Origin of the sequence: Evansella halocellulosilytica (assembly GCF_002335745.1) — a bacterium.
Classification (GTDB): Bacteria; Bacillota; Bacilli; order Bacillales; family Salisediminibacteriaceae; genus Bacillus_CA; species Bacillus_CA halocellulosilytica.
On the sequence record NZ_NIST01000001.1, the window covers coordinates 3,350,052 to 3,374,327 of the forward strand.

The 24,276-nt window shown below is 34.4% G+C and carries 30 protein-coding genes; 19 read left to right on the forward strand and 11 right to left on the reverse strand.

Features of this window, described 5'->3' with window-relative positions:
• Positions 1-10: 10 nt before the first annotated feature.
• Complete coding sequence (recU, locus tag CD001_RS16105; protein ID WP_096188674.1) at positions 11-619, reverse strand: Holliday junction resolvase RecU; 609 nt, start codon at positions 617-619, stop codon at positions 11-13.
• Between the two features lie 121 nt (positions 620-740).
• Here recU and CD001_RS16110 point away from each other — a divergent pair, with 121 nt between their 5' ends.
• The gene (locus CD001_RS16110; RefSeq protein ID WP_096188675.1) at positions 741-1,694 is read left to right on the forward strand and encodes a DUF2515 family protein; all 954 of its coding nucleotides are present in this window, start codon (positions 741-743) and stop codon (positions 1,692-1,694) included.
• Positions 1,695-1,782: 88 nt separating this feature from the next.
• Here CD001_RS16110 and CD001_RS26935 read toward each other — a convergent pair whose 3' ends face one another.
• Entirely contained in the window at positions 1,783-1,905 is a 123-nt protein-coding gene (locus CD001_RS26935; RefSeq protein ID WP_257009833.1) for a hypothetical protein, read from the reverse strand.
• 177 nt (positions 1,906-2,082) lie between these two features.
• On the opposite strand from CD001_RS26935, the gene CD001_RS16115 reads away from it, so the two are divergent.
• The 3 genes from CD001_RS16115 (at position 2,083) to CD001_RS16125 (ending at position 3,611) form a co-directional block, all read left to right on the forward strand.
• Complete coding sequence (locus tag CD001_RS16115) at positions 2,083-2,610, forward strand: MerR family transcriptional regulator (protein ID WP_142303601.1); 528 nt, start codon at positions 2,083-2,085, stop codon at positions 2,608-2,610.
• A 54-nt stretch (positions 2,611-2,664) separates the two neighbouring features.
• Complete coding sequence (locus tag CD001_RS16120) at positions 2,665-3,033, forward strand: DUF1798 family protein (protein WP_096188677.1); 369 nt, start codon at positions 2,665-2,667, stop codon at positions 3,031-3,033.
• Positions 3,034-3,158: 125 nt separating this feature from the next.
• Entirely contained in the window at positions 3,159-3,611 is a 453-nt protein-coding gene (locus CD001_RS16125) for a TcaA NTF2-like domain-containing protein (RefSeq protein WP_096188678.1), read from the forward strand.
• On the opposite strand, the gene CD001_RS16130 is transcribed toward CD001_RS16125, so the two are convergent.
• Together CD001_RS16130 and cbpA are read right to left on the reverse strand one after the other, a co-directional pair.
• Positions 3,608-4,222, reverse strand: coding sequence for a trimeric intracellular cation channel family protein (locus CD001_RS16130; protein WP_096188679.1), 615 nt, complete (start codon positions 4,220-4,222; stop codon positions 3,608-3,610). The two genes, CD001_RS16125 and CD001_RS16130, sit on opposite strands and share 4 nt — an antisense overlap.
• A 202-nt stretch (positions 4,223-4,424) precedes the next feature.
• Entirely contained in the window at positions 4,425-5,057 is a 633-nt protein-coding gene (cbpA, locus tag CD001_RS16135) for a cyclic di-AMP binding protein CbpA (RefSeq protein ID WP_257009834.1), read from the reverse strand.
• 152 nt (positions 5,058-5,209) lie between these two features.
• On the opposite strand from cbpA, the gene CD001_RS16140 reads away from it, so the two are divergent.
• From CD001_RS16140 to CD001_RS16150, 3 genes are all read left to right on the forward strand, one after another.
• Positions 5,210-5,470 carry a DUF2524 family protein gene (locus tag CD001_RS16140; RefSeq protein WP_096188681.1) on the forward strand — a complete coding sequence of 87 codons (261 nt, stop codon included), beginning with the start codon at positions 5,210-5,212 and terminating at the stop codon, positions 5,468-5,470.
• Between the two features lie 239 nt (positions 5,471-5,709).
• Positions 5,710-6,279, forward strand: coding sequence for a cysteine hydrolase family protein (locus CD001_RS16145; protein WP_096188682.1), 570 nt, complete (start codon positions 5,710-5,712; stop codon positions 6,277-6,279).
• A 107-nt stretch (positions 6,280-6,386) separates the two neighbouring features.
• Entirely contained in the window at positions 6,387-7,286 is a 900-nt protein-coding gene (locus CD001_RS16150; protein ID WP_257009835.1) for an AEC family transporter, read from the forward strand.
• Between the two features lie 457 nt (positions 7,287-7,743).
• Here CD001_RS16150 and CD001_RS16155 read toward each other — a convergent pair whose 3' ends face one another.
• The gene (locus tag CD001_RS16155; protein WP_096188683.1) at positions 7,744-8,988 is read right to left on the reverse strand and encodes a YeeE/YedE family protein; all 1,245 of its coding nucleotides are present in this window, start codon (positions 8,986-8,988) and stop codon (positions 7,744-7,746) included.
• Positions 8,989-9,129: 141 nt separating this feature from the next.
• On the opposite strand from CD001_RS16155, the gene kynB reads away from it, so the two are divergent.
• The 3 genes from kynB (at position 9,130) to CD001_RS16170 (ending at position 10,730) form a co-directional block, all read left to right on the forward strand.
• Complete coding sequence (gene kynB / locus CD001_RS16160; protein ID WP_179298777.1) at positions 9,130-9,753, forward strand: arylformamidase; 624 nt, start codon at positions 9,130-9,132, stop codon at positions 9,751-9,753.
• Between the two features lie 227 nt (positions 9,754-9,980).
• Entirely contained in the window at positions 9,981-10,289 is a 309-nt protein-coding gene (locus tag CD001_RS16165) for a thioredoxin family protein (protein ID WP_096188685.1), read from the forward strand.
• An 18-nt stretch (positions 10,290-10,307) separates the two neighbouring features.
• Complete coding sequence (locus CD001_RS16170; RefSeq protein ID WP_179298778.1) at positions 10,308-10,730, forward strand: TlpA family protein disulfide reductase; 423 nt, start codon at positions 10,308-10,310, stop codon at positions 10,728-10,730.
• On the opposite strand, the gene CD001_RS26480 is transcribed toward CD001_RS16170, so the two are convergent.
• Positions 10,727-10,885 (reverse strand): hypothetical protein, encoded by a 159-nt coding sequence (locus CD001_RS26480; RefSeq protein ID WP_179298779.1) that lies wholly within the window; start codon positions 10,883-10,885, stop codon positions 10,727-10,729. The two genes, CD001_RS16170 and CD001_RS26480, sit on opposite strands and share 4 nt — an antisense overlap.
• Positions 10,886-11,026: 141 nt before the next feature.
• Between CD001_RS26480 and CD001_RS16175 the strand changes: the two genes are divergently transcribed.
• The 4 genes from CD001_RS16175 to CD001_RS16190 all read left to right on the forward strand — a co-directional run bounded on the left by CD001_RS16175 (position 11,027) and on the right by CD001_RS16190 (position 14,499).
• On the forward strand, positions 11,027-12,154 hold the full coding sequence (locus CD001_RS16175; RefSeq protein WP_096190644.1) for a conserved virulence factor C family protein: 1,128 nt from the start codon (positions 11,027-11,029) through the stop codon (positions 12,152-12,154).
• 147 nt (positions 12,155-12,301) lie between these two features.
• Positions 12,302-12,511, forward strand: a complete 210-nt coding sequence (locus CD001_RS16180) for a hypothetical protein (RefSeq protein WP_096188687.1) — start codon at positions 12,302-12,304, stop codon at positions 12,509-12,511.
• Positions 12,495-13,004 (forward strand): PH domain-containing protein, encoded by a 510-nt coding sequence (locus CD001_RS16185; protein WP_257009836.1) that lies wholly within the window; start codon positions 12,495-12,497, stop codon positions 13,002-13,004. The genes CD001_RS16180 and CD001_RS16185 overlap by 17 nt, the downstream gene beginning before the upstream one ends.
• Entirely contained in the window at positions 12,997-14,499 is a 1,503-nt protein-coding gene (locus tag CD001_RS16190; protein ID WP_096188688.1) for a PH domain-containing protein, read from the forward strand. Before CD001_RS16185 ends, CD001_RS16190 begins: the two co-directional genes overlap by 8 nt.
• Positions 14,500-14,871: 372 nt before the next feature.
• Here the strand turns inward: CD001_RS16190 and CD001_RS16195 are convergent, their stop codons facing one another.
• Both CD001_RS16195 and CD001_RS16200 read right to left on the reverse strand, forming a co-directional pair.
• Entirely contained in the window at positions 14,872-15,843 is a 972-nt protein-coding gene (locus CD001_RS16195; RefSeq protein ID WP_096188689.1) for a DUF2777 family protein, read from the reverse strand.
• A 139-nt stretch (positions 15,844-15,982) separates the two neighbouring features.
• Complete coding sequence (locus tag CD001_RS16200) at positions 15,983-16,933, reverse strand: MBL fold metallo-hydrolase (RefSeq protein ID WP_096188690.1); 951 nt, start codon at positions 16,931-16,933, stop codon at positions 15,983-15,985.
• A gap of 266 nt (positions 16,934-17,199) precedes the next feature.
• Between CD001_RS16200 and sigI the strand changes: the two genes are divergently transcribed.
• From sigI to CD001_RS16215, 3 genes are all read left to right on the forward strand, one after another.
• Positions 17,200-17,886, forward strand: coding sequence for an RNA polymerase sigma-I factor (gene sigI, locus CD001_RS16205; protein WP_096190646.1), 687 nt, complete (start codon positions 17,200-17,202; stop codon positions 17,884-17,886).
• A complete protein-coding gene (locus CD001_RS16210) occupies positions 17,883-19,058 on the forward strand; it encodes an anti-sigma factor domain-containing protein (protein ID WP_096188691.1) in 1,176 nt (391 codons plus the stop codon). The genes sigI and CD001_RS16210 overlap by 4 nt, the downstream gene beginning before the upstream one ends.
• Positions 19,059-19,177: 119 nt before the next feature.
• The gene (locus tag CD001_RS16215; protein WP_096188692.1) at positions 19,178-19,744 is read left to right on the forward strand and encodes a hypothetical protein; all 567 of its coding nucleotides are present in this window, start codon (positions 19,178-19,180) and stop codon (positions 19,742-19,744) included.
• Between the two features lie 83 nt (positions 19,745-19,827).
• On the opposite strand, the gene CD001_RS16220 is transcribed toward CD001_RS16215, so the two are convergent.
• The gene (locus CD001_RS16220; RefSeq protein ID WP_142303602.1) at positions 19,828-20,742 is read right to left on the reverse strand and encodes a hypothetical protein; all 915 of its coding nucleotides are present in this window, start codon (positions 20,740-20,742) and stop codon (positions 19,828-19,830) included.
• A gap of 10 nt (positions 20,743-20,752) precedes the next feature.
• Positions 20,753-21,718: a toxic anion resistance protein gene (locus tag CD001_RS16225; protein ID WP_407081146.1), complete on the reverse strand. Its 966-nt coding sequence runs from the start codon at positions 21,716-21,718 to the stop codon at positions 20,753-20,755.
• Positions 21,719-22,071: 353 nt separating this feature from the next.
• On the opposite strand from CD001_RS16225, the gene CD001_RS16230 reads away from it, so the two are divergent.
• Positions 22,072-22,824 carry an NRDE family protein gene (locus CD001_RS16230; RefSeq protein ID WP_096188695.1) on the forward strand — a complete coding sequence of 251 codons (753 nt, stop codon included), beginning with the start codon at positions 22,072-22,074 and terminating at the stop codon, positions 22,822-22,824.
• Between the two features lie 13 nt (positions 22,825-22,837).
• Here CD001_RS16230 and CD001_RS16235 read toward each other — a convergent pair whose 3' ends face one another.
• Positions 22,838-23,731, reverse strand: coding sequence for a diacylglycerol/lipid kinase family protein (locus CD001_RS16235; RefSeq protein ID WP_096188696.1), 894 nt, complete (start codon positions 23,729-23,731; stop codon positions 22,838-22,840).
• A gap of 273 nt (positions 23,732-24,004) precedes the next feature.
• Here CD001_RS16235 and CD001_RS16240 point away from each other — a divergent pair, with 273 nt between their 5' ends.
• Positions 24,005-24,208: a twin-arginine translocase TatA/TatE family subunit gene (locus CD001_RS16240; protein ID WP_096188697.1), complete on the forward strand. Its 204-nt coding sequence runs from the start codon at positions 24,005-24,007 to the stop codon at positions 24,206-24,208.
• Positions 24,209-24,276 lie beyond the last annotated feature (68 nt).

Consider the following 24,276-nt stretch of genomic DNA (forward strand, 5'->3'; position numbering starts at 1 on the left):
GAGTCGATTTTTACATAGTTGATATGATTTTATCAACGATTTTTAAATAGTCAATTCTCGGATGGAATCCGATTGGAACTAAATAGCCTTTTGCTTCTATATCTTTTTTCGGAATCGATTTTCTTTTTGTGTCTTGGTTTTTATAATATGGGATGAGATCATTTGCAAATAAAATATAGATTTCATCATTATAACTGAACCTTAGTATCGCAAAGGTAATTCCCCCTTGGTTTAACACTTGATACATATGTTCAATTTGATGATCATGAAAATTCTTTAATGGAAAACTTGTTTTATTTTTTGTTTCCTTTGCTTCGAAGTCGATATATTTCCCATTATAAACACCGTTATAATCTGTAGTAGAAGGCTTTTTAAAGTATGCCTCAGTCACAACAGCAGCACTTCGTTTCGGATAATGTACATTTACGATTTGAAGTGGAGTAGGTTTCTTATGAATTAATGCTATGTTATGTGAACGGTAATATTCATTCGTTTCATTGATATCCTCCTCAAGCGTCATTCCTCGGTTACTAAACCGTTCATCTTTATTGACGCCTTTTTTCTGCGAAAAGGTTTCACTTTTAGAATATTTTTTTCCGTTTGGATAACGTATACTCATTTCAACACATCCTTTAAACTTCAAACCATCATTATATATTACCATAACTTTTTGAATTGAGAATAGACTTTTTGACTATTTTATCAGGTATCAGCCCATAATAACACGAAAGGTGGTTTTCATGAATGAAAAACAGATAATCCATTATATTCGAAGAGAGACGAGTAAATGTAATCGAGATAATATTTCGCGAACAAATGCATACAAAACGTATTACATAGATCATCCAGAAATTGGTTGGACCTATTTAGCAAATATGGTCTCTAGAAATGCAGGTTGGAATATGTCTGATTTATGGAGTAAACCATTTGCTACGTTATTAAATAATGAATATCGAATGCAGTTGTTTATCACGTATGAAAGAGCAAATTGGATGATCTTCTCCGATGCATTTCCACAGCTGCTTGTATATAAATGCTCAAAAAGAACAGGGGTTCCTTTCTTTTATTTGTTAAAACATTTTCATGTATCATCTTGGATGATTGCTCAGTGGGAAATGTTCTGGCATACGAGAAATGAAAACCAGTTATTGGACGCATTAATTGTTAATGAACAACACTTAATTCAACGTCCTATCATTAACGCTCCTTTTTTTCATAAATATACATTTAAACAATTTTTATATGAATGGCAAGAGCGCCTCCATTTTAGTCACGTCTTATTACCAACATTAAATGGTCGTGTATTCGGAAGAATTGTGAAAAACTTTACGAATGTTGAAAAAAGAATCGAACTTGGTAAGCAATTATCTTGGATTTTGTTTAAATCTAAAGAGAAAAAAGAAATTAAAGACTACTTTTTACAGTCGGAATATACTGGATCGAGAAGCGATTATCAAAAATTTTTACGAGAGGACCTTCCATACACACCTAAACTACGAATCGTATATCCATTTGTACATCATGAAGACGAGAAGAGGGAGGACTGGTCACAACGTTGCTCGTATTCTCCGGAATACTTATTAAATAAACGTTTTTTAAGGCCGAAAAACGGTGACATAACAAATTGGACTATTAAAAAGAAACAACAACTTATGATTGCTGCTGCAATTAAACAGAAGTTATCATCGAAATGAAAAAAGGCTTGATTGGTGGAGAAAACATTCAATCAAGTCTTTTTTTATTTCAATTATTGTCTTTTTATAAAAGAAATCTTAACGTTAATTATTCGGCAGGGCGGTTAGGACCTTCCAGTTTTTTGTCCCCGTAACCACGTTTGGCAGTCTTCTTTTCGAATACATCATTCATTTGTTTTTGTTGACTCTTTGAACGTTTGTTTTTAGCCATATGTTACACCCCCTATCTATTATTTAGGCTATCCCGATGAAAAAAATCGATTCACCAAATCGAAATTCAGATTATAACCACTTTCTTTGCCGAAAGAAAACTAGTTTTGTCAAGGTGAAGGGAGGAGGAGTCTGAAAAGAGAATAAATATATTAAACAAATGAAAGGGGAGCAGATTATGGCAAAGGTATGGAAAACAAAAGAGGTCGCGGCGGAGTTTCAAGTGAATCAAACAACAGTACAACGATGGATTAAGTATTTTAAAATCGAATGTAAATTGAATGAAGTTGGCCATTATGTTATAGAGGAACAGTCATATCATCAATTGTGTTACATTCACGAGGAAGTAAGTAAAGGAAAGAGGCTAAAAGAAATTGACTTGAACAATTGCATTAGCAATATTAAAAAAGAACCGAAAATGTTGCCTTCGAGTATACTAGATGAACGCTTCCATAAAATGTTACTTCAAATTGACCAATTGGATAAGAAGTTAGCAGAAAAAGCAGATGAAGTCGTTGAAGTACAAATGCTTCAGCACCGAAGAGAAATTGACGATTTAACAACGTTGCTGGAAAAACTTGATGAAAGGTTGAATTATCTTGAATCAGTCATAACTGAAAAAGAGAATAAAATCATTTCATTAGAAGAAAAAGTGAAAATTAGAAAGAATAAAAAACGTCGCCTCGCTGAAATCTTTAGTTTTTAATCCTTTTACATCCAATAAACCCTTTGCTACAATCAAGTCGAGGTGATTTACGTCATGAATAAAGAGGAATTTGATCAATTACGAGACCTTTCCAATAAGTTACTATTGAAAAATCAAGAAGCGTTAAAGCAATTTACATTATCACGTTCCACTGATGAGACTGTCGATTTTGCGAAAGTAATCAAACCATTTGCAGATGATGTTCACATGCTTGCTGATGAATGGATGACGCTCGCTACCCAATATATTCAAGAAAATAATCCTAAGTATCTTCATATAAAGCAAATTAATGATGCACATGAAAATATTCATATTGAAGCCGTAACTTGTTTTCAAGCAGATACGAAAAAGAAAAGATTTCTCGAACGCAATAAATCCATTTACTATACAATCGACAGTTTGATCAAAGCGATTAACGAATAATAAGATATTATCAATCACCTTTCTTAAACCGAGAAGGTGATTTTTTATTTAAGATGATTCACATTTATAAGAGTTTTATTGTATACTTCTCAAGGGAGTATGTAAGTTGAGAAGGAGAGGCGGAAATGATGAGAAAAAAACAATATCTCATATTATTACTCACTATTTTCTTATTAGTTAGTTGTAATGATAATGAGAATTGGAAAACGGTTGAAGATGAGCAGGTTCTTGAATTATTAATTGACTTTATAAATGATTACCATAATAGTTGGACTTCTAGTTTAGAACAACAATCCTTTTCAATGATAGAACCTTATTTTATTGCCAACAGCCATGTATACCATATGCAGAGAAGACAACATCAGCAATTAATTGGTGAACGAAAGCGTGAAGAAGTGATTGATGTTGCACATGAAAAAATTGAACAAAATGATTATCAAGAGTATAAATTGATGATTACAGAGGAAGTTGAAATAAATGAAGCGGATCATGTCACGTCGGAGCAACGGACAAGATCCTACTATGTGGCAGACTCAAATCGAGGATATAAAATTACATTAATTGAACGGGAAAATTAAACAGATGAAGAATGTGATGGAGCTTTCACAGGAAGGCTCCATTTGTATTGTACAGAAAACATTCTTAATACAACTATGGCAACGAAAAGTATAATTAGACTCCATGTTGCACTAACAAGGTTGATCCCGATTAGAAAACCACCGAGCAATGCCCATAAAATATAAATTTCTTGTTTTAAAACGAGTGGTTTTCGACCAGCTAATAAATCTCTTACAATGCCGCCACCAGTACCAGTTAAAACAGCTGCAGCGATTACAGCACTTAATGGATGTCCCATTGAAGTAGCAAAGAGAGCACCTTGGATTGAAAAGGCAGCTAAACCGATTGCATCAAAAAATATTCCCCAGCGTTTCCATTGATGAAGCCATAATTTAGGGAATAAAAATGATACTGTCATGACAATAAAAGCCATCGTAAATAATGATCCTTGTTCCCATAGAGCGGAAACAGGCAGCCCAATTAATAAATTCCGAATCGCGCCTCCACCAAAAGCAGCTGCAAACCCTAGTACATAAACTCCCATTAAATCATATTTTTCTTCCATTGCTACTGTTACCCCACTAAGAGCGAATGCGACAGTACCGATTATATTTAATACGTCCCAAGTCATTTTGATCACTTCCTCATTCGAAATAGCACTTTGAAACTTTAACATGAAATGATTCAATCGACTAGTAAAAATTTTAAAAAACGCCAAGCTTTCCTCGGTAATTTGGAAAGCCCGGCATTCTTTAATCAAGTATAAAAATGATTATGTTAAATTTCATACATCTACTTCAAAGAAATCAACACCATCAAACAGAGGAAAAAAATTAAATTTTTTCGATATCAAATACACGAAAACCTTCTTTTTCAAGGTGTGAAATGACTTTGTTTAATGTATCCTCAGTTGTATCTTTCGGAAGTGTTACTAACACTCTTCTAAAAAAAGTACTTTCATTGTCTAAAGTTAACATGCTTTGAATGCTTGTGAATTTTTTTAGGCTGGAAACAATTGTGCTTAGTGCACCTTGATACTCGTGAGTTGAGATCGTCAACGTATAGCTTCCAGTTTTGATCCCCCATGAATCTTCTAAAATTGACATGACATTTGCGTGAGTCAAAATACCAGTAAATTCATTATTCTCATCATGGACAGCTAAATAAGGATATTTTTTTATATTTGTAAAGATACGGAAAAAAGATGCTTCTTCATCAATAAAAACGGTCTCATCTTGACATAATTTCATCACGTTGTCGTCCCAGGTGCAAGCCTCTTTTACGATCGCTTGATAGATAACTTGTGCGTAAATATTTCCTTTAAAATATGTACCTGTTCTGTCCAAAATGGGGATACAACGATAGCCACTGACTTCAAGCTCTTCAAGTGCTTCCCTAATTGTATAACTATCCTTTACAAACTTGACTTCACGTTTTGGTATAATATTGTACTTAATTTTCAACATAACTCCCCCTTTATATGAGCTTAATTTCATTATAAACGAAAATTAACAGAAAAGAATCATGATTTTAAATTGTAAATATATTTACTAGTTCTTTCATCTGAAAGAATAAAACGTTTTATAAATGAGAAATTTATACATGGAGGTGGATATGAGTGACAAACTCAAGTTACTTAAAAGGGGCAATTGATGAAATTGAACATGTTATGATGAATGCTGAAGAACAGTTATCTGCATCAAAAAAAGTACAGCCAGGCGATCCGAATGAATTTACTGAAGCGCAATTACAGTTAGAAGCAGCGAATATTGAACTCGAAAAAATACTAAATAGTGCAACTGCAGAACAAAGAGATCAGCTAATAAGGTTGCAGCAGCAAATACATCAACTTCAAAACCGGATGATATTAGGCACATAAAAGAGGGGTTGTCCTCAAAGTAAAATACTTTTTGGACAGCTTCTTTTTTTATATTAAATGAGAAGATCCATATTTCACGTGAGATATAGAAGAGGTGATTTTAAGTACCTTAGAAGCTACCAAATTTATTCGTTTGGAGTTCAAAGTAATACTGCTGTATGAGGAAGGAGTAATGATATTCAGTTAACTGAAACAATGATATAATATAAAAAGATAAGCTACTAAAGGGGAGAGTTTTTATGAAAGGACTAGTAGTCATTGACTATACGAATGATTTCGTTGCAGATGATGGGAAGTTAACATGTGGAGAAAGAGGCCAGTCAATTGAACGGAGAATTACCGAAATCACAAAAGAATTTATGGAAGACGGGGAGTACGTCGTTTTTGCTGTAGATGTACATCACGAAAACGATCCATATCACCCAGAAACGAAACTATTCCCGCCACACAATATTCGTGGAACTAAAGGGAGAAAATTATTCGGTCAACTTGGTGAATTTCTTGATGAGTCGATCCATGAAGGGAAGTATCAAATTGAATGGATGGATAAGACAAGATATAGTGCATTTACAGGAACAGAGTTAGAAATTAAATTGCGAGAACGCAATATAAACGAGCTCCATTTAGTAGGCGTATGCACGGATATTTGTGTGCTACACACTGCTGTAGATGCATATAATAAAGGGTTTTCGATCATCGTTCACGAAGACGCAGTAGAAAGTTTCAACCCATCTGGACATACATGGGCTTTAGACCATTTCAAACAAACTTTAGGGGCAAAAATATTAAAAGATGGCCAAGAATGTTAGGAAAACATTGCTCGGCATAAACCTCATTAAGAGGTTTGTGGCGGGCGTTATTTAATTTAAACGCAACGATATGTAAATATAGATAATGATTATACGGAAGTGATTACATGTTCATGTTATTTATCGAAGTGGTATTCCCGGTAGTACTCGTATTTCTAATCGGATACATCGTTCAGTTATGGAAAAGGGTATCACTTGCCCCTGTATCTGTTATTACGATCTATATTTTAATACCAGCTTTAGTTCTCGTAACTTTATATGAAACAGAGATAACGATTGATTATGCTTATTTAATTTTGTATGCCTTTTTATTTTTATTTATCATGATATTGATAACGAAAGTGTTTAGCAGACTGATGAAAAAGGATCAAGATACAGAGAGTGGACTCATTTTATCTACCGCATTTATGAACGCTGGAAATTATGGTGCTCCTATTATTTTATTTGCTTTTGGAGAAGCTGGATTTGCATATGCGGTTGTATTTATGGTGGTTCAGACGATTATTATGACAACGTTTGGAGTCTATTATGCTGCAAAAGGTGGTACGGGGGTTCGCACTGCTCTAAAAACAGTAATGATGATGCCAGCTACATACTCATTATTGTTAGTCTTTATTATAAAAATAGGTCAGTTAGAAATACCTGAACCACTTTATAATCCGCTAGAACTCATCTCACAAGCTGCTATTCCACTAACCATGCTATTGTTAGGAATGCAGCTAGCTGAAATTCGCTTAAAGAAAATAGAATGGTCAAATATATACTTTTCTATAACGTTAAGGTTATTTATTTCACCGCTCATTGCGTGGGGATTGACTTCGTTAATGCCAATATCAACAATGATGCAGACCGTATTAATCATTGCTAGCTCGATGCCAACAGCTGCAACAACAACGATCTATGCGATACAGTTTGAAACGAGACCTCATCTTGTCTCAACGATCACATTAGTTACGACTGTCATGAGTGTGCTGACAATCACAATATTACTCAGCATTCTAATCTGAGGCTAGGACAAAGCCTAGTAAAATAGCTTCTTTCTCTTCTAGTATTGTTCTGTAGCTGTCTGTGTCAACCGGCCAAAACGCCATGTGATGTGGCATGTCCGGCATTAGGACATCCTATCACTCGTTAGAGTAGATCTTCGGTTAAAACCCCGTGTCCTGCGGGAACTCCGATGTCAGCACATCCTTGTGGAAGCTCGGGATGAAAATGCTAGAGGCATCTCGTGATTTTGACAATCAACATGTTAAAAACCGTCAGGTCACAAAAAGGATACCTTCTGATTAAGTTAATGTAATTACACAAAAACAGAATCGGAGGTATCCTTATGTTTAAAGAATTTTTTTTGTTTTAAAGAGACTATTTAGTCCCAGTCTCATTCTTATTTAACAGAAGTTTGAGTAGGTGAAGAACATTTATGAAAAAAGAAGCTGTCACTTTTAGGACAGCCCCATAGATATATTAACAAAATTCATCTGTAGATTTAGGGTTTGTTAATCCAAACAGTGGTCGAATAAACAATGCTACATACGTTCCTGCCATAGCGAATATCATCCAAAGCCAACCGTGGATACTAAATGAAGCAATTCCACCGAAGTATGCACCTATATTACAACCAAATGCTAGTCGTGCACCATAGCCCATTAATAATCCACCAAATATGGAGGCTAAAACGATTTTAAAAGGAATTTTCTTTTTAAAGCTATAGACACCCCCAGCTGCAGCTGCCATAAAAGCACCAGTTATGACACCGAAATTCATAACACTCGTTGTATCTGCAAATATAGGTTCGGTTAATTGTGCTTCACGACCTCCAGACCAATAACCCCATTGCAGGACATCAATTCCGATAAACTGCGCAACTTTCGATCCCCAAAGGGCGAAAGCTCCGGTTATCCCCCAAGGTTCACCTCTAACCATTAAGGTTAAGGCATTAAATACAGCTAAAATGACAGCAGCAATCCATATTGGCCAAGATCCACGGATGATTCTTTTCCATCCAACAGAAGTTGACAATCCAGCCATTTTAGGTGAACGACGCTTTTTAGCTACATAAAAAGTTAATAAAATGACAGCACCAAATATTAGAAGCTGTAAGATCCAAGCCCCTAAAAATCCTAACCCAGTATCTTCTGCAAGAGAAATGCCTGGTAAATTCGGTGCTGATTCGGTCCAAAATTCAAAATGCCAAGCACCGATAACAGATCCAATAATAAAACTTATTAAGACGATAATCATCGAAGAGCGTCCGCCCCCGATGGAGTATAATGTGCCAGATGCACAGCCATTACCTAGCTGCATTCCTATTCCGAACAAAAAAGACCCTACAATAACACTCGTTCCAACTGGAGAAACATATCCAGAAGGATCCACATTAAAAAAGCCGATGCCAAAATGTAAGATTGGAGCAAATAAGGTAATTGCGACTGCTAACATTATCATGTGTGCTCGTAGTGCTTGACCATTACCTACAGCTATAAAACGACGAAAGGCTGATGTGAACCCGAATCGCGCATGAAAGAGTGTATAACCAAAAACAAGTCCAAATGTTAATAAAATGAACATTTGTAAACCAGAAACAGTGTAGCTTACAACTGCTAAAATGATGTAGGCAACTAAACCGATAATGAATGGTTTAACTTGCATTGGAGGTAATGGAGCTTCTACACGAGAATGATTATCTTTTTCTATTGATGTTATATTCATTTTAACACCTCTAATCCTATAAATTTAATCGGAAATATATAAGAGAATAACGTATAATCGTAAAAAAGTAAATATATTCGCATTTATGTTAAAATGTTAAAAACATTTTATATTATAAAGAAATTTATTGGAGGGACAAATATGAGTTGGATCGATATTTCTCAAACGCTTAATGAAGACATGGATGTTTGGCCGGGAGATACACCATTTCAATATGAAAAAACGATGTCACTCAATCGTGGTGATTCTGTAAACGTAAGTTCAATAACAATGAGTTCTCATACCGGTACTCATATGGATGCTCCATACCACTATGATGAAAAAGGCATAAAGATTGACGAAGTTCCATTAGAATATTTTCATGGGGAAACGCTTGTTATCCATGTACCTGAAAAGAAAATGATAGAAAGAAAAGATATCGTAAATGTAGATTTTAAAGGGGTTAAAAAAGTACTTTTCAAGACAAAAGAAGAAGGAAAGGTAAGTTACGACAATTATGCGGTTCTTTCACCGGAACTTGCCCCGTATTTAAAAGAAAATAATATACATTTAATAGGAATTGATTCGCCATCTGTAGATCCTTTGACAAGTAAAGACCTACTTGCACACCATGCACTGAAGCAAGAAAATATTCTCATTATTGAAGGACTGCAATTACAACATGTAAAGTCAGGGTTTTATGAACTTTATGCATTCCCATTGAAAATAAAAGGTGGAGATGGTTGTCCGGTCCGTGCTGTATTAAAAGAGGTTGTTCGCTCATAAGCATCGATTTAGACTTGAACGATTAAACTCAGAGAAATCTGGGTTTTTTCTGTTACTAGCATTTGCTCGCTTTCACATCAATGTTGATGTTGTTGATTGTCAAAAATCAGAAGACGCTTACGGGAAAGGGAAGAGATGAAGATCTTTTTCGTGCGCAATGTGTTACATTATTTTGTATTGAGTAAATATGTTATATTGATTGCAGATATTGATAAGGGAGGAGAGACATGGAAATCATCAACGATGAAAAGGAGCTATCCAGCATGATTAAATGTGATAGCCGTTTTATATACTTTTTTACACCGATGTGCGGTACTTGTAAGTTAGCTCATCATTTTCTTACTATTGTCGAAAGGTTAGAAATGATCCCAACAATTTATACTGTTGACTTAAATTACGTGAAGTCCTTCGCAGATAAATGGCAAATCAAAAGTGTCCCTTGTTTAGTTTATGTTCATAATGGTGAAGTTATAAATAAATTATATCGGTTTGAGTCAGTCACAAATGTATATCAGTTTATCGAAAACGAAAGATGAAATATGGAGGGTTTATGTATGTCTGCACCTAATTTTCAGCTACCGTATCTCGATACAGGTGGCGAGTCCTCATTAAATGATTACGATGGGAAGGCAGTTTTGTTAACTTTTTGGGTTTCGTGGTGTCCAGATAGTCAGCGTGATTTAGCATTAAAGGAGCAATTCTTTAAATCGATGGACACAGATGCACTCGAAATAATGATGATTAATGTCACCGGTAGAGAAGCAGAAGCTGATGCTGGAAAGAAATATTATGAGAAGAATCATTTTACATTTCCGTGTCTTTCAGATCATGGAACGACGATTTATGACAGGTATCAATGCATGTCTGTTCCAACGACATTTTTACTTGATCCCAATCATAACATTGTAGCAAGATTTAATGATAAAGCTACTTTTCGAGAGATCATTGCTGCAATCGGTCAAGTGATGAATGATTAAATTCGGTGATCTCTTTTTAGTTCATTTAATTCCTCTTTCGCTTCCTTTACTTTCGCATTTATTTTTTCATTTTTATGGAACAAAAGGAAAGATATAATGAACAAAAAGTAATAGATTAACCGGGTCTGCCCAGTAGATTGTTGAATTAAAAGCATGTTCATTCTCCTTTCATGTAAATACATATTCATATCATAAACAATATTTCATATTAGGCAAAGTTATTTGGGGGTTAGATAATATTATGATACGATATGGAAAGAAAAGTACATACACATAGTGGAAAGGGGAATGTAGAAATGAAAATCATTTCTGTAGAACCAACACCAAGCCCAAATACAATGAAACTAACACTTAATGAGTCATTGCCTCAAGGGAAAAGCAATAATTATAAAAAAGAAAATGCACATGAAGGTCCAGCATTTGTAAAACAATTATTTGATATTGAAGGTGTAAAAGGTGTCTACCACGTAGCTGATTTTATCGCTGTAGAGCGAAACGCAAAAGTTGATTGGAAAGTAATATTACCAAAAGTACGAGCTGTTTTTGGTGAAGCGAATGAAGACTCGACTGAAGATGAGAAACATATTGATGAGCATTTCGGTGAAGTATCTGTGCAAGTTCAAATGTTTAAAGGTATCCCAATGCAAGTGAAAGTATCCAATGGTGAAGAAGAGGTGAGAAAAGGGCTGCCAGACCGTTTTAAGGAAGCAGCTGCAAATGCCGCATTACCAGAAGATAACGTAGTCATGCAAAGGAAGTGGGAAGACTTTAAACCACGTTACGGAGAACTTGAAGATGTAGGTGATGAGGTAGCTGAAGAACTTCAAGCTACTTATACAGTAGAAAGATTAACTGAATTAGTAGAAGCTGCGCAAAATCCTGATAAAAACAAGCAGCAACAAAGGCAATGGTTAAAAGTAACAGAAGAAATGCTCGATGATCCAGATTGGAAAAAAAGGTTTGCATATCTTGAACAGATGGATCCTAAGCTAGAAGATTTACCCGTTTTAGAAAAAGCATTAAAAGATGAAAAAGCTTCTATCAGAAGACTAGCTACGGTTTACTTAGGAATGATTGAAGACGAGAAAGTGCTGCCTTTATTAACAGAGGCTTTAAATGATAAATCAGTAACCGTTCGTCGAACTGCAGGTGATTCTTTTTCAGATATCGGCAGTCCTGAAGGAATACCAGCGATGATTAAAGCATTATCAGATCGCAACAAACTTGTCCGTTGGCGTGCTGCGATGTTTTTATACGAGGTCGGGGATGAATCCGCAATTCCTGCCTTAAAAGAAGCTGAAGATGATCCGGAATTTGAAGTGAGTATGCAAGTGAAAATCGCTTTAGCGCGAATTGAGGGGGGCGATGAAGCCAAAGGTTCGGTCTGGAAACAAATGACCGAAGCATTTGAGAAAAATAATTAGAAGGAACCAACCCGTTTTCTTTTCAGAAGGCGGGTTTTATATTCTAAAAACATAATGGAAAAAGTAGTAAGAGTGTGATAGCCTAAAAAAGTGAATTAGAACTAATTTTGTACAGCATATAAAAGTATTGTAGAGGGTGAAAAAATAATGACAACAAAAAACGATTTGTTAGACGAATTAGAAAAAAGAGGGATGACGGATGTTGTCGAATTAATAACAGATGCCGAAAATGGTGAATTGGAAGCTTTGGAACTAGCACCATCATTAGGATTATTAAGAGATGATGACCTAAATGAACGCGTGATAAATTTATTAAAGGATAATGGAGTAGAAATCATATATGTTGATGAAGAATGAGGAAAACCATATTATGAGGCCGTATCCGGATCAACCACTCGCTAGTAAAACATTACTCGTTTGGCGGATCGTTGGTTTGCTAGAATGGCTTTTTTTACTGTTGTTGCCTATTGGATATGCTGTTGCAAAAAACTTTTTTGAATTGCCGCTATGGCCAACCTTCGTCCTGATAGCAGCACTAATACCGATTGGTGTAATAAAAGTACTAATTGTTCCGAAACTACAATGGAAAAAATGGCGTTATAAAATATATGAAAATGAAGTTGAGCTTATGTTTGGAGTGTTTGTCGTAAGGAGAGTCATCGTTCCAATGATTCGCGTCCAGCATGTTGATACAAAACAAGGCCCCTTGTTAAGACATTATGGGCTGTCCTCTGTAACGATATCAACTGCTGCAACTGTCCATGAAATTCCTGGTTTAAAGGATGAAAAAGCGAATCAGTTAAGAGACCATATTGCTCAGCTAGCAAGGGAAGCTGATCCTGATGAATAAGTGGCACCGACAACACCCAACGGCAATATTTATTAGCTTCTTAAACAACTTAAAAGAAATGATATTCACCTTTATTGCTATTATCATTTTTGGTCAATCATCTCAATTTGGAAGTTCAACGTTCTATCTGTTTTTCTTCACAATTATCCTGGTCCTTTCTTTAGGCAGCGGGATAATTCGTTGGTGGACTTTCCGTTATCAATTGTTTGATGATGAAATAAAAATAAAACAAGGACTCATCTTTAGAAAAAAACGTTATATAAGACAAGATAGAATCCAAAGCATTGATATTAATGCAAAGCTACTTCAACGAATATTCGGACTTGTTGAAGTGAAAATTGAAACTGCCGGTGGCGGAAACGAGCCTGAGTTTCGAATTACCGCATTAAAGAAAGAAGAAGCGAAAGAGATTAAAGATCAATTATTATCAACTGATGTGTTAAATGGAGAAGAGCAACTAGTAACAAATATAGACAACTTAGAAGATCAAATGGAAGCTGAAGGTGAACGTGAACAACATTATTCAAAAATAAATGATGACGCTTTAGCTGATTTTCAATGGAACTTGTCGAATAGAAGGTTACTTATTGCAGCAATGACTTCAAGTGGAATAGGGATAGTAGCGACATTTGTTGCCGCAATCATGTCACAAATTCAGCAATTTATTCCTGATCTGATTATGGATATGTTTATTGGCTGGGTCCTTCATTCCAGTGTATTAATTATTGGAATTTGGCTCATTATGATTTTATTAATTGCCTGGATCATTACCGTTGTTCGGACTTTATTAAAATATGGGATGTTTTCAATCAAAAAACAAGGCAATGATATACATTTATCAAGAGGTGTGATTGAACAACGGCAATTAACGTTATCAGATTACAAAATTACTGCAGTCAGAATTGTACAAAACTTAATAAGGCAACCTTTCGGATATGTAGCTGTATATGTTGAAAGTGCAGGTGGTGGCAGTAAAGATGAAGATTTGTCGACAATATTAATACCGATGTGCAAAAGAGAAGAGGTAGATGGATTAATCAATGAGTTACTACCGGATTATGAAACACCAAATAATTACGAACAACTACCTGGAAAAAGTTTAAGAAGATACATGGTCCGTTTACTTATTCCAGCAATCATGGTTGCAGGTTTCATTTCATATTTTGTGCCATACGGATGGATATCTTTTATGTTACCTGTCTTTGCAGCGGGTTTAGGATATTGGCAATATAAAGATGCTGGCATAAATGCAACTGATCCGTTTGTTTTTATACGCTCAAGGAGCATTGTAAAAAACGAAGTAATTCTCCCAAGAAAACGAATTCAATCTCTAGAATCATCACAAAATTATTTACAATCGTTTGATCAGCTACATTCATTTCATGTGTCGGTTTTATCGAGTATAACGGGAAAAACCTTTACATTAAGACATATAAGTAATGAGCAAAGCAACAAATTATTAGAATGGTATTCATACGAAGAAATGAGTGAATAAGTATGGGGATGGGACAAAACTGAGTTGTTACAAACAATGTCTTTTGTCCAAAAATTGACGTGCTTAGTTGTCCGTATTTTACTTGACTAACAGATTAATAAAGTGAAACTGTAGTTGACCCCAGCTTCCCTAATAGATTAATTTTCAATCTGATCAACATTGTTCATTTGCAAGTTCAGTTTGAACTGGCCTGGTCTTATTTCAACATACCATGATCGGAATAATACCAGTGGAGCTGATACCATCGCTATCCTTAACACCCTTAAAGGTATATTTTCACACAAGCAGAGCCTGTGGTTTAAAAAGACTATAATCAAATAAACACCCCTCCAGATTAAATACTGAGGAGGGGTGTTCCGTTTTAACCTTCATTCAGTCATTTGAAAATTGGGTAGCGTATGTCGTAAGCAGCCGCTCTCCGGTATCAGAAGTAAATTCAAAACGATCATACGTGATGTCTGGTTCGTGTTCTAATAAAGAGCGCTCATAATGGTGCTGAAGTACAAATTGTGTTTTATTATTTGAATACGAAATAAAGTTCACACCTGAGAATTCTTTTTGTTCAAATGAGTTTAACATTTGAATAAGAAGCGAGTTATGGCAATACACGCAATGCTCATGGCCGATACCGAGTTTTGAAAGTCCACGCTCTAGTGCAGTTAAGGACGGGGCTTCAAGTTCATTTAATAATATTTGATAAGGGTCAAATTGAGACTTATTTAACCTTACAGTTGAACCATGGCTCAATTCAATTTGTTTCCCGTTATTAAGTTGAAAAGTTGTATCTGATACAAATACAGCTGGCTGCCAGTTTCCTTTTATTTTAACTTCAAATTCAAATGGACAGCCTTCAACAGAGAGAGCTTCATTTTTTTGCTCGTCATAAATATATATTTTTTTCCCTTTTACTACAAGCTGATAATAAATAAACCTTTCTTCAAACAAAAGATCTTCATGCTTAATACGACGCATTTCTTGCTGGATAAAATTTAATAAAGTTTGAGTTTCTTTATTTTTCCTTTCAGCTTCATCCCATTTTTCTTTTAAAGCGAATGCGAGAGACTGTGTATACGTATAGTGAAATGGTTCAGACATAGGTTCAATACGTTGACCCGGTGTCTCAATGATGTCGTTTTCTTTTAATATCGTATCTATCCCAAAGCGATCATCATCTGCTAAATTAAAATCAGGGACTGTCATAACTCCTACAACTTTAACAATTGCCCGCCAAGGTTTATTAGGTTCAAGCTTTAATTCTTTTAAACAGCAAATATACGTTCCGTTTTTCCCTTGTTTTAGTAAAACCTTTTGTCCTATATACTTTTCAGCATCATTTCGATTCATAAGAATCCCCACTTTAATATTAAATTCGTAAATATGAAAGGCGAATATAATTTACACTCTTTCAGTAACTTTCCTTATTCCATTATAATACATATCAACCTTAGGATTCATTAACATAAAAGAAGAATTAAAAAAATTTTTATGACTGTTTTTTCAAATAATCAAGTATTCCCATTGCACTGATGTTTAAATCGAGATGAATCATCTTATAAGCAGTGTGGTCATTCTTAATACCATCTTTTTTTAATTGTTCGTTGACAGCTACTAAAAGTTCTTCTTTCAAACCTTCATGTCCTAAATCTTTTTCTAATGATTCTTTTCCTAATTTTAAAAAGATTGGCAGCCAATAGCGAATTTGTTTATAAACTAAATTGGGGTGTGTACTTAAACCATAATGTCCAAATGCAATGAACATCGGTTTCATTGATTCAATTTTTTCTATAGATAATAACATTTCTTCTGGATCGAACTGATTAGGTGACGTCGATGGAAGATATAAGTAACTACCATCTCGTTCAAGTGACGGGTAACGTATCCCAATTGTATCTCCTGTGAACATCGTTAATGTTTTTGAATCATAAATACTAAAATGATGTCTTGAGTGACCTGGAGTATCGATAAACGTTAACGTTCTATCTTTCGTAAGTGTCAGTGTCGAATTGTCAGTTTTTTCAATGATTCGATCTTTTTCTACTGGTAATACCGGGGAGAATAGCTTATCAAACGAATCGCCGTAAACAGCTTTTGCACCTTTTATTAATTTTGTCGGATCGATTAAGTGTCGAGCACCTTTAGGGTGAACGATTAGCTTAGCATTCGGACATTCACTTAATAATAAACCAGCACCTCCTGAATGGTCTAAATGAATATGAGTGACAATCACCCATTTAATATCAGATAATGAAATGCCGAGTTCCTCTAACCCTTTTTTAATATGTTTATTAGAAGAGCTTGGTCCTGTTTCGATTAACGTAACAGCCACTTCTGGTTTGTCAACCAGTACATATGTACCGGTCCTTTCTTCACTCCCTAAATCATACCCATCGATTAAATATAAATGTCGGTTTATGGCAGAGACAAGATGTGACAAGATTTTCAGCTCCTTTAATAAAATATATTTTCATTATTGTATTGAATCGTTACAAGTTTGTAAACTGATTAACATGAAAATGTAAATGATTTATAGGAAGATTGTCCCCTGCAAAATCATGTATTTACCGATATTATGATGAAATGCCCCCCTTAAAATATTTTGGGTGTTCGAAATACTATAATTGATATAATGAGAGGTGTTTTCTTGTGTTAAAGCGCCTGTTTACGAATAATATAGATCAACATTCATTAAATGAAACGATCATGGAAATACAGGATGGACACGAAGAATTAGAGAATGATTTAATTAAACAATACATACCATTTATTCGAAAAACAACTGCAAAAGTTTGTAAACGGTATATAAGTACAACAGAAGATGATGAGTATAGTATTGCTCTAATTGCGTTTAGTGAAGCAATTCGTCAATATTCACCTGAAAAAGGAAGTTCCTTTTTATCTTTTGCTAGTCTTGTTATACGTAGAAGAGTCATTGATTATATACGGCAAGAACAGAGAAGGCGAACTCCAATATCGATTGATTATACAGAAACAGATAAAGAAAATATGGAGAATGTTGCAGAAGTTCATGCTTCTGTACAGGAGTATGAAAATATGCTTGAAAATGAATATCGTCGTGAAGAGATTATTCATTTACAAGAAAATCTACATACGTATGGGATTACTCTTTCAGAAGTATCCGAACAGTCTCCGAAACATCAAGATGCACGAGAAAATATGTTGGAAATTGCTAAAACGGTCGTAATGAATGATGATTTACGCGAAACACTAATTGAGAAAAAAAGACTTCCTATGAAACACCTGACAAATGAGATTGCGATGAGCAGAAAAACGATTGAACGTAATAGAAAATATATCATCACTCTAACCCTCATATTAATGGAAGATTACCGTTACCTTAAGGATTACTTGAAGGAGTGGATATCGTGAAAAAAGGGGTCATATTAGAAAAAAAGAAGCGTTTTATGGTTGTTATGACAAGGTCAGGGGAGATAGAAAAAGCAAAAATAAGGAAAAAGGGGGTTATCGGTGAAGAGGTTTCATATGTTCCAGCTAGATCAATACAATTTTCAACAGTATATCAAAATAAAACATATAGTGTTCCGTTAGCGTTAGCGATGGTCATCTTACTGATGATTCCTATTGTTCCTTTTCTGTCAACAGAAAGGGTATACGGAACTGTTTCCTTTGATGTGAATCCTAGTGTAGAATTAACAGTTAATGATAGTTATGATGTCATTGCAACAAATGGATTTAATAAAGAAGGAAGGGAAGTATTAAATAATATAGACGATAAACTAATCGGAGAGTCATTGAATTCTGCAGCGACACTTCTCATTGAAAAGAGTGAAGAGCTAGGTTATTTATCTTCAAGTGAAATTTATTTGTCTTCACAATTATCATTGTCAAATCAAGACATGTGGGGAGAAGATTATGAGCAGTGGGTTTCGTCAATTAACGAAAAATACTCTGTCCAATTTATTTCCATATTTTTAGATGATGATATTATTAATGAAGCGAAAGAATATTCAATATCTCCAACAAAATTTTTATTACTTAAAGAAGCAGAAAAGAAGGGAATTGATATTGATTCTTCAGAGCTTAACAATCTTACTGTCAATGAAATAGAGACAAGTATTGGCGAGCTTGTTGAGAATGTAGTCCCGGAAAATAAAATAAATATGAACTCATCTAATAATCATAATCCTCCAAATGAAGAGAAAGAAGAGCAGAAACCAACAAGTACAAATGAGCTTTCAGAGCCATTAAAAATAAAAGGTACGAAGAAAGAGGATGCTCCATCACAAAGAAATGATGAAATGAATCAACGTGAAAAACCTAAAGATAACATAAAAGATGAAGAGCACCCATCAGTTAATAAATCAAATAACCGTAATGAACGAGCAAATGAAGCTCCTGGTCAAAACAAAAAAAACAATAATCAAAACGAAAATGCGACTCGTCATTCTCAAAATGAAAAAAATAATCGTGAGAATAATCAACAAAATAATCAACAAAATGATTCTAAATCACATAAAGAGAAATCAGATGATCACCCATCAAGTAACAACCAAGGTCGCGGAAATGGACAGTCAGACTGAATATTTATAGGTCTAAACGCTTGTTTCTCATATATTTAAATTTTAACCACCTTTAATTTTCTTGCTATTACGAACTATTTATCGTAATCGTAAATTAGAAAAGGGTGGTTTTATTTATTATGATTATGAATAAAGTTCGCGATGTAAATATAAAGTTAGTAATGCCAATAGTAGTGTTAACTTTCTTATTACTTGGACATACAAATGTCGTAAAAGGGGAAGATGATGCTGAGGTAAGGACTGTTAATTTAAATGAAATTTTTAATAGTCAAAGCAATGAAGAAAGAAATACAGTAAATCATATAGATAGGAAGAGAGGAGACGAAGGTTTCCGTGTATACCCTCAATCAGTAAGGAGTTTAAAAAGAAATATCGAGAAGATTGAAAACGCTACTGCAATGTCTGTACTTGCACGTAATGTTGAAAGAAAGTTAGAAAGATTTTATGGGAATGATGAATCAAAGGTGCGTGCAAGTCATGCTAGAGAAGAAATCATGAATAAGTCAGCTGAAGAGCGAAGTTCCTTATTAACTAAAACAAGTAACAAAGATAAAGACAAGGATCGGTTCGATAAAAAGAAAAATGGTCAAAAACAATCTGCAAAAGGAAATGCCCCAGAATTAGAGAAGAAGAAACAAAAGGGAAACAAAGGCAGTAATGTAAAGGGACAAGATAAAAAACCGTAATGAGTTGTGTCGATTTTGACAAAGTTGATGGTGAAAAAACGCGAGACTCTTAACATAGCCATTATAAAAAAGGGATGAGACCATTAGTCTTCATCCTTTTTTTGTTCATATCTAATTTGATTTAATCGTAAAAGGTGATCCATTCTTTCCATTCTCGAATGATTAATTTGATCTTTTAAATCTTCTGTAAATGTGATCATCGAATTAACAGTGTTCAGTAAGTCGTCATATTTCTCTTGTTTTTGTTCTTCAGATAAATGTTTATACGTTTCCAATAAATTTGGCAAATCTCTGTTCACGAGTCTCTTTAATTGGTGTTTCTCTTCAATATCAAATAAATGAATGTCATATAAACAGATCTCAATTAAAGATTGAAGAGCACCGATCTTTTCTTTCATTTCTTTATCTAATGGTACATTCGTTAACTGCTTTGCAGAAGTTAAAATTTCTTGCCTGTCACTATCGTTTTCGTAAGGGCGTTGGTCCTCATCCGATGATAATGACGTAGGTGGGAGGGACTTATCGGTGCTATTACCTGATAAAGACTGATCAAGTTGATATAACGCAAGAAATACTTGTTTAAATAAATGGTGATTCCGCACACTTCTTACGACCGTACGTCCATCTTTTTGATAATAAATCGTAGAATCAACACATTTCCCCATACCGTTTTCTTGTTTATACTGTTTTCTATAAATAGTAATATAAACTCTTTTTTTTAGTTTTGCAGAAGATTTTTTTGTGTCGAGCAACTCTACATGAATTTTTTTCTGCTTTATTTTCACCTTAAATAAAAAGCCTTGAATTTCACGCTTAAATGTTTTATTTAAGCGTGGCAGTTCTGACAGAGAGGCTAAATCTGTAATAAACTCCACTGATTCGTATATAAAAGACTCCGTATAAGAGCAAATAATGTCCGGGTCTTTTAACGGCTTCAGGTAGTTAGGCAGAAAAGGTTCAATCCATTTATGTTCCCATAATCGATCACGCCAGCTCAAACCTTTCACCTCATTCATTTAATAACTTCTGTTCCATTTGTTTGTTCAGTTGATCCATTTCAGTAATAAATTGTTTACTTGATTCAATAATTCGACTGTTGGATTGTTCTGTCATTTCAATAGCTGCATATACATCTTCATACGCTTTTTTAAATGTTTCTAAAGCGACAGCGGGCTCTTCTAATGTTTTTAATGTTTCTTCTGTATTTGACTTAAGTAGTTCGGCATTCGTTAATAACATCGACTCAGTTGTTTTATTTACATTTTGAACAGCATCAATGACTTTTTTCTGATTGCTTAATGATAATTGAATAGAAGCGGTGACAGTAATGATGTTTTTCGTCATCGTGATCGCATTAAATATCGCTTCTTCTAATTTATCATTGTTCTCCACAATGATATCGACAGATGCTAATGATTGCTGAAGAACTAAAACAGCTTGCTGCATATTCTTCACACGTGACAATACTTTTTGTTGTCCTTTTTGTACTGGTGTAGGATCATTTTTCCACTCATCTTTCTCCAGTTCTGCTTCTAACATTACGTTTAATTGCTTACCTACTTCAATTTGTTCATTTAATTTTTGAATTCTTTCTTTAGCAACTTCTTTAAGTTGGTGGAGCATCACAGTATCTTCCTGCAATCTGTCTTTCCCATTTAGGAGCGCTTCAATAATCGTATCTACTTCGGATTCAATCGTTTGATATTTTCTAACATACTTCTCCATTGGGCTTTTTCGTACTACTTTATTAATAAACCGTTTAAACTTGCCTTCCTTTAAATAATTTGGCTCTAATTCAGAAACGATTTCTTTTAATTTAGTTAATTGATCTGGCAATTCCTGATTCGGATCATTCATCATATCACTAACGGGGCGTTTTAAAGATTCTAGTGATTCTCCAGCCTTTGCTTGCTCTTCAGTACCAATCTTCCCAAGGCTATCTAAAATTTCGTTGATATCTTTATCAGTCTGCATATGTTCTATATATTGTTTAGCCTTTTGTTCTTTCGTTAGTAATTGAAAATCACTTTGTTCGTTATATTGTTCATTTGACATCGTAGCAGCCTCCTATAAGCTAGGAATTTCGTCCTCAATTATTTTATATACGACAAAATACACGTAGAAGTTTCATTAGTTTCATTATATAGTCGTACCTAAATTATACCCTTCAAAAAATGAGGAAACAACAATTGTTTCTAAAGCTTTATTGAGTACCTAGCGAATTCAATCTGAATGTAAGCTGTATCATTTTGTATAGGATTTGTTTCAATATAAAATGGACATAATAAACAAATTCTTTTTAGAGTACATTAAGAAGGGGGATTAACATGTGTTTAATAGGATTCGCAATTAATGAGCATTCTGTTTTCCCGTTCATATTAGCGGCTAACCGTGATGAATTTTATAAGAGGCACACAAAAGAAGCCCACTTCTGGCCAGAAAATCCTGATGTAATAGGGGGGGGTGACCTTGAGAAGGGCGGGACATGGTTGGGGTTCAATGTAAGCGGAGAGCTTGCGATGCTTACAAATATTCGAGAACTTGATTCTAGATCATTTTACTATTCAAGAGGAGAGTTAGTAAAAAACTATCTTACTGATAAAAAGTCTTTTTCAACTAATCTTGATCAAGTCGAACAATTTGCTGGTTTCAATTTATTGTACGGTTCGATCAACCATTTATTTTATACATCTAACAGATATGAATCGAAAGGACCAATTAACAACGGAATCCATGGAATTAGCAATGGTCAATTAAATTCTAATTGGCCAAAAGTTACAAAGATCAAACAGGGGTTATATGATAGTAAGCAGATCACAAAACAATCTGATATCGAAGAGTTTCTTCTTCATTTATTATTAAATAATGATAAATCGGAAGGCAGACAGCTTCCAAATACTGGATTTGATGAAAATACGGAAAAAATGCTATCACCAATTTTTATTGAATCTGATAACTATGGAACGAGATCAAGTACGATTATACTCGTGGATTACACAGGTACATGTACGTTTATAGAAAGAACTTACAATAAAAGCAGTGTAGTACAAAAATATACGTTTTCACTAAAAAAAGTGTAATGGAATGATTACGTTAAAAAAAACGAATTGCTTTATTCTTTACGTTAATCGTGATGGGGGTATTACATAATTCTTCACCGTCGCCTTGAACTGGTGTTTTCGTTAAAGCTGTTATGGAAAAAAATGGCCCTTTTAATGTTTTAATATATGGTAAAAATAAATGCTTTTTGAAAAATACAGAAGGGAGTACTGTAAATAATCGCTTTAACGATAAACCTTGGACAATAACAAGGTCAACTTCGCCATCTTGTGGATTTGCTTGAGGACAAATCGGTATTCCTCCACCATAAAAACTTGTATTTCCTCCAGCAATTAACCAAACGTTTTTAAATGAGTGTATCTTACCTCTTTCTTCCGCAACCTCTATTTGCACTGGTTTATACGTGATCGCAGCTTTAATGAAGAATAGAAGGTAGGTTAAGCGTCCTAAAAAGAAATAATTCAAAAGCTTTTTAAACTTAGAATGTTGACAAAGTGCTGCGGTTACAGCATCTACCCCGATACCGACAATTGATAAGACGATATGGTTGTTTACCTGGATAAGGTCGTATTCTAATGGATGGTTTCGTTTAATTCGTTCGATTGCCTTTTTAGCATTGTTTTTTATATTTAAGGCTCGTCCAAAATCATTGCCTGACCCAGAAGGAATGAGACCAAACGGCACATTCGCCTCATATAAATGCTGAACAGTGTGATGTAAAGTACCATCACCACCGATCACAAGTATTCCTTTAATTTCATCATTATAGCTGTTTATTTTATTTTTTATTTCATTCCACATGTTCTGACCTTGATATTGATGAGTATAATATGGTACAAAATTTGTAGTGAATTGTTGCTCGATTTGTTTTAGTATGTGCTTGTATTTACGTTGTCCCGAATATGAATTGATGATAATGATAAACATAAATGTTCTCCTTCATAGAAACTCGAACTGATGTGTATAAATAAGATGATCTGCCGCAAAGGTTACTTTCTTTGAAATCATTTTTTATTATATCATCGAAAATATAGAATTGGTTGAATTATTTCGAATAAAGTATTATTGTATTGGAGAACAATCTGAACAATTTATGAATTTTAAATGATAATTACTGATGATTATAGTAAAAAGTATGTATAGGGTTTATAATGTATAATGTACAAAGTTGACTAAACCCGGTTAGAGGGAGGATTTATTATGTTTTCAGGTATTGGAATTCCAGGATTGATTCTTATTCTTGTTATCGCCTTAATTATCTTCGGTCCTAAAAAACTTCCGGAGATCGGTCGTGCGATGGGACAGACATTAAGAGAATTCAAGAAGTCTACTCAAGATTTAACGAATGATGAAGATGAACATAAAACTTCAAAATATCAATCAAACAATCAAGAGACTAAATAATGAGTTTTTGAAAGGATGTGAGGTGTCATCCATCTTGCATCTTTTTCATGTTTAAGGAGAGTTTTGTC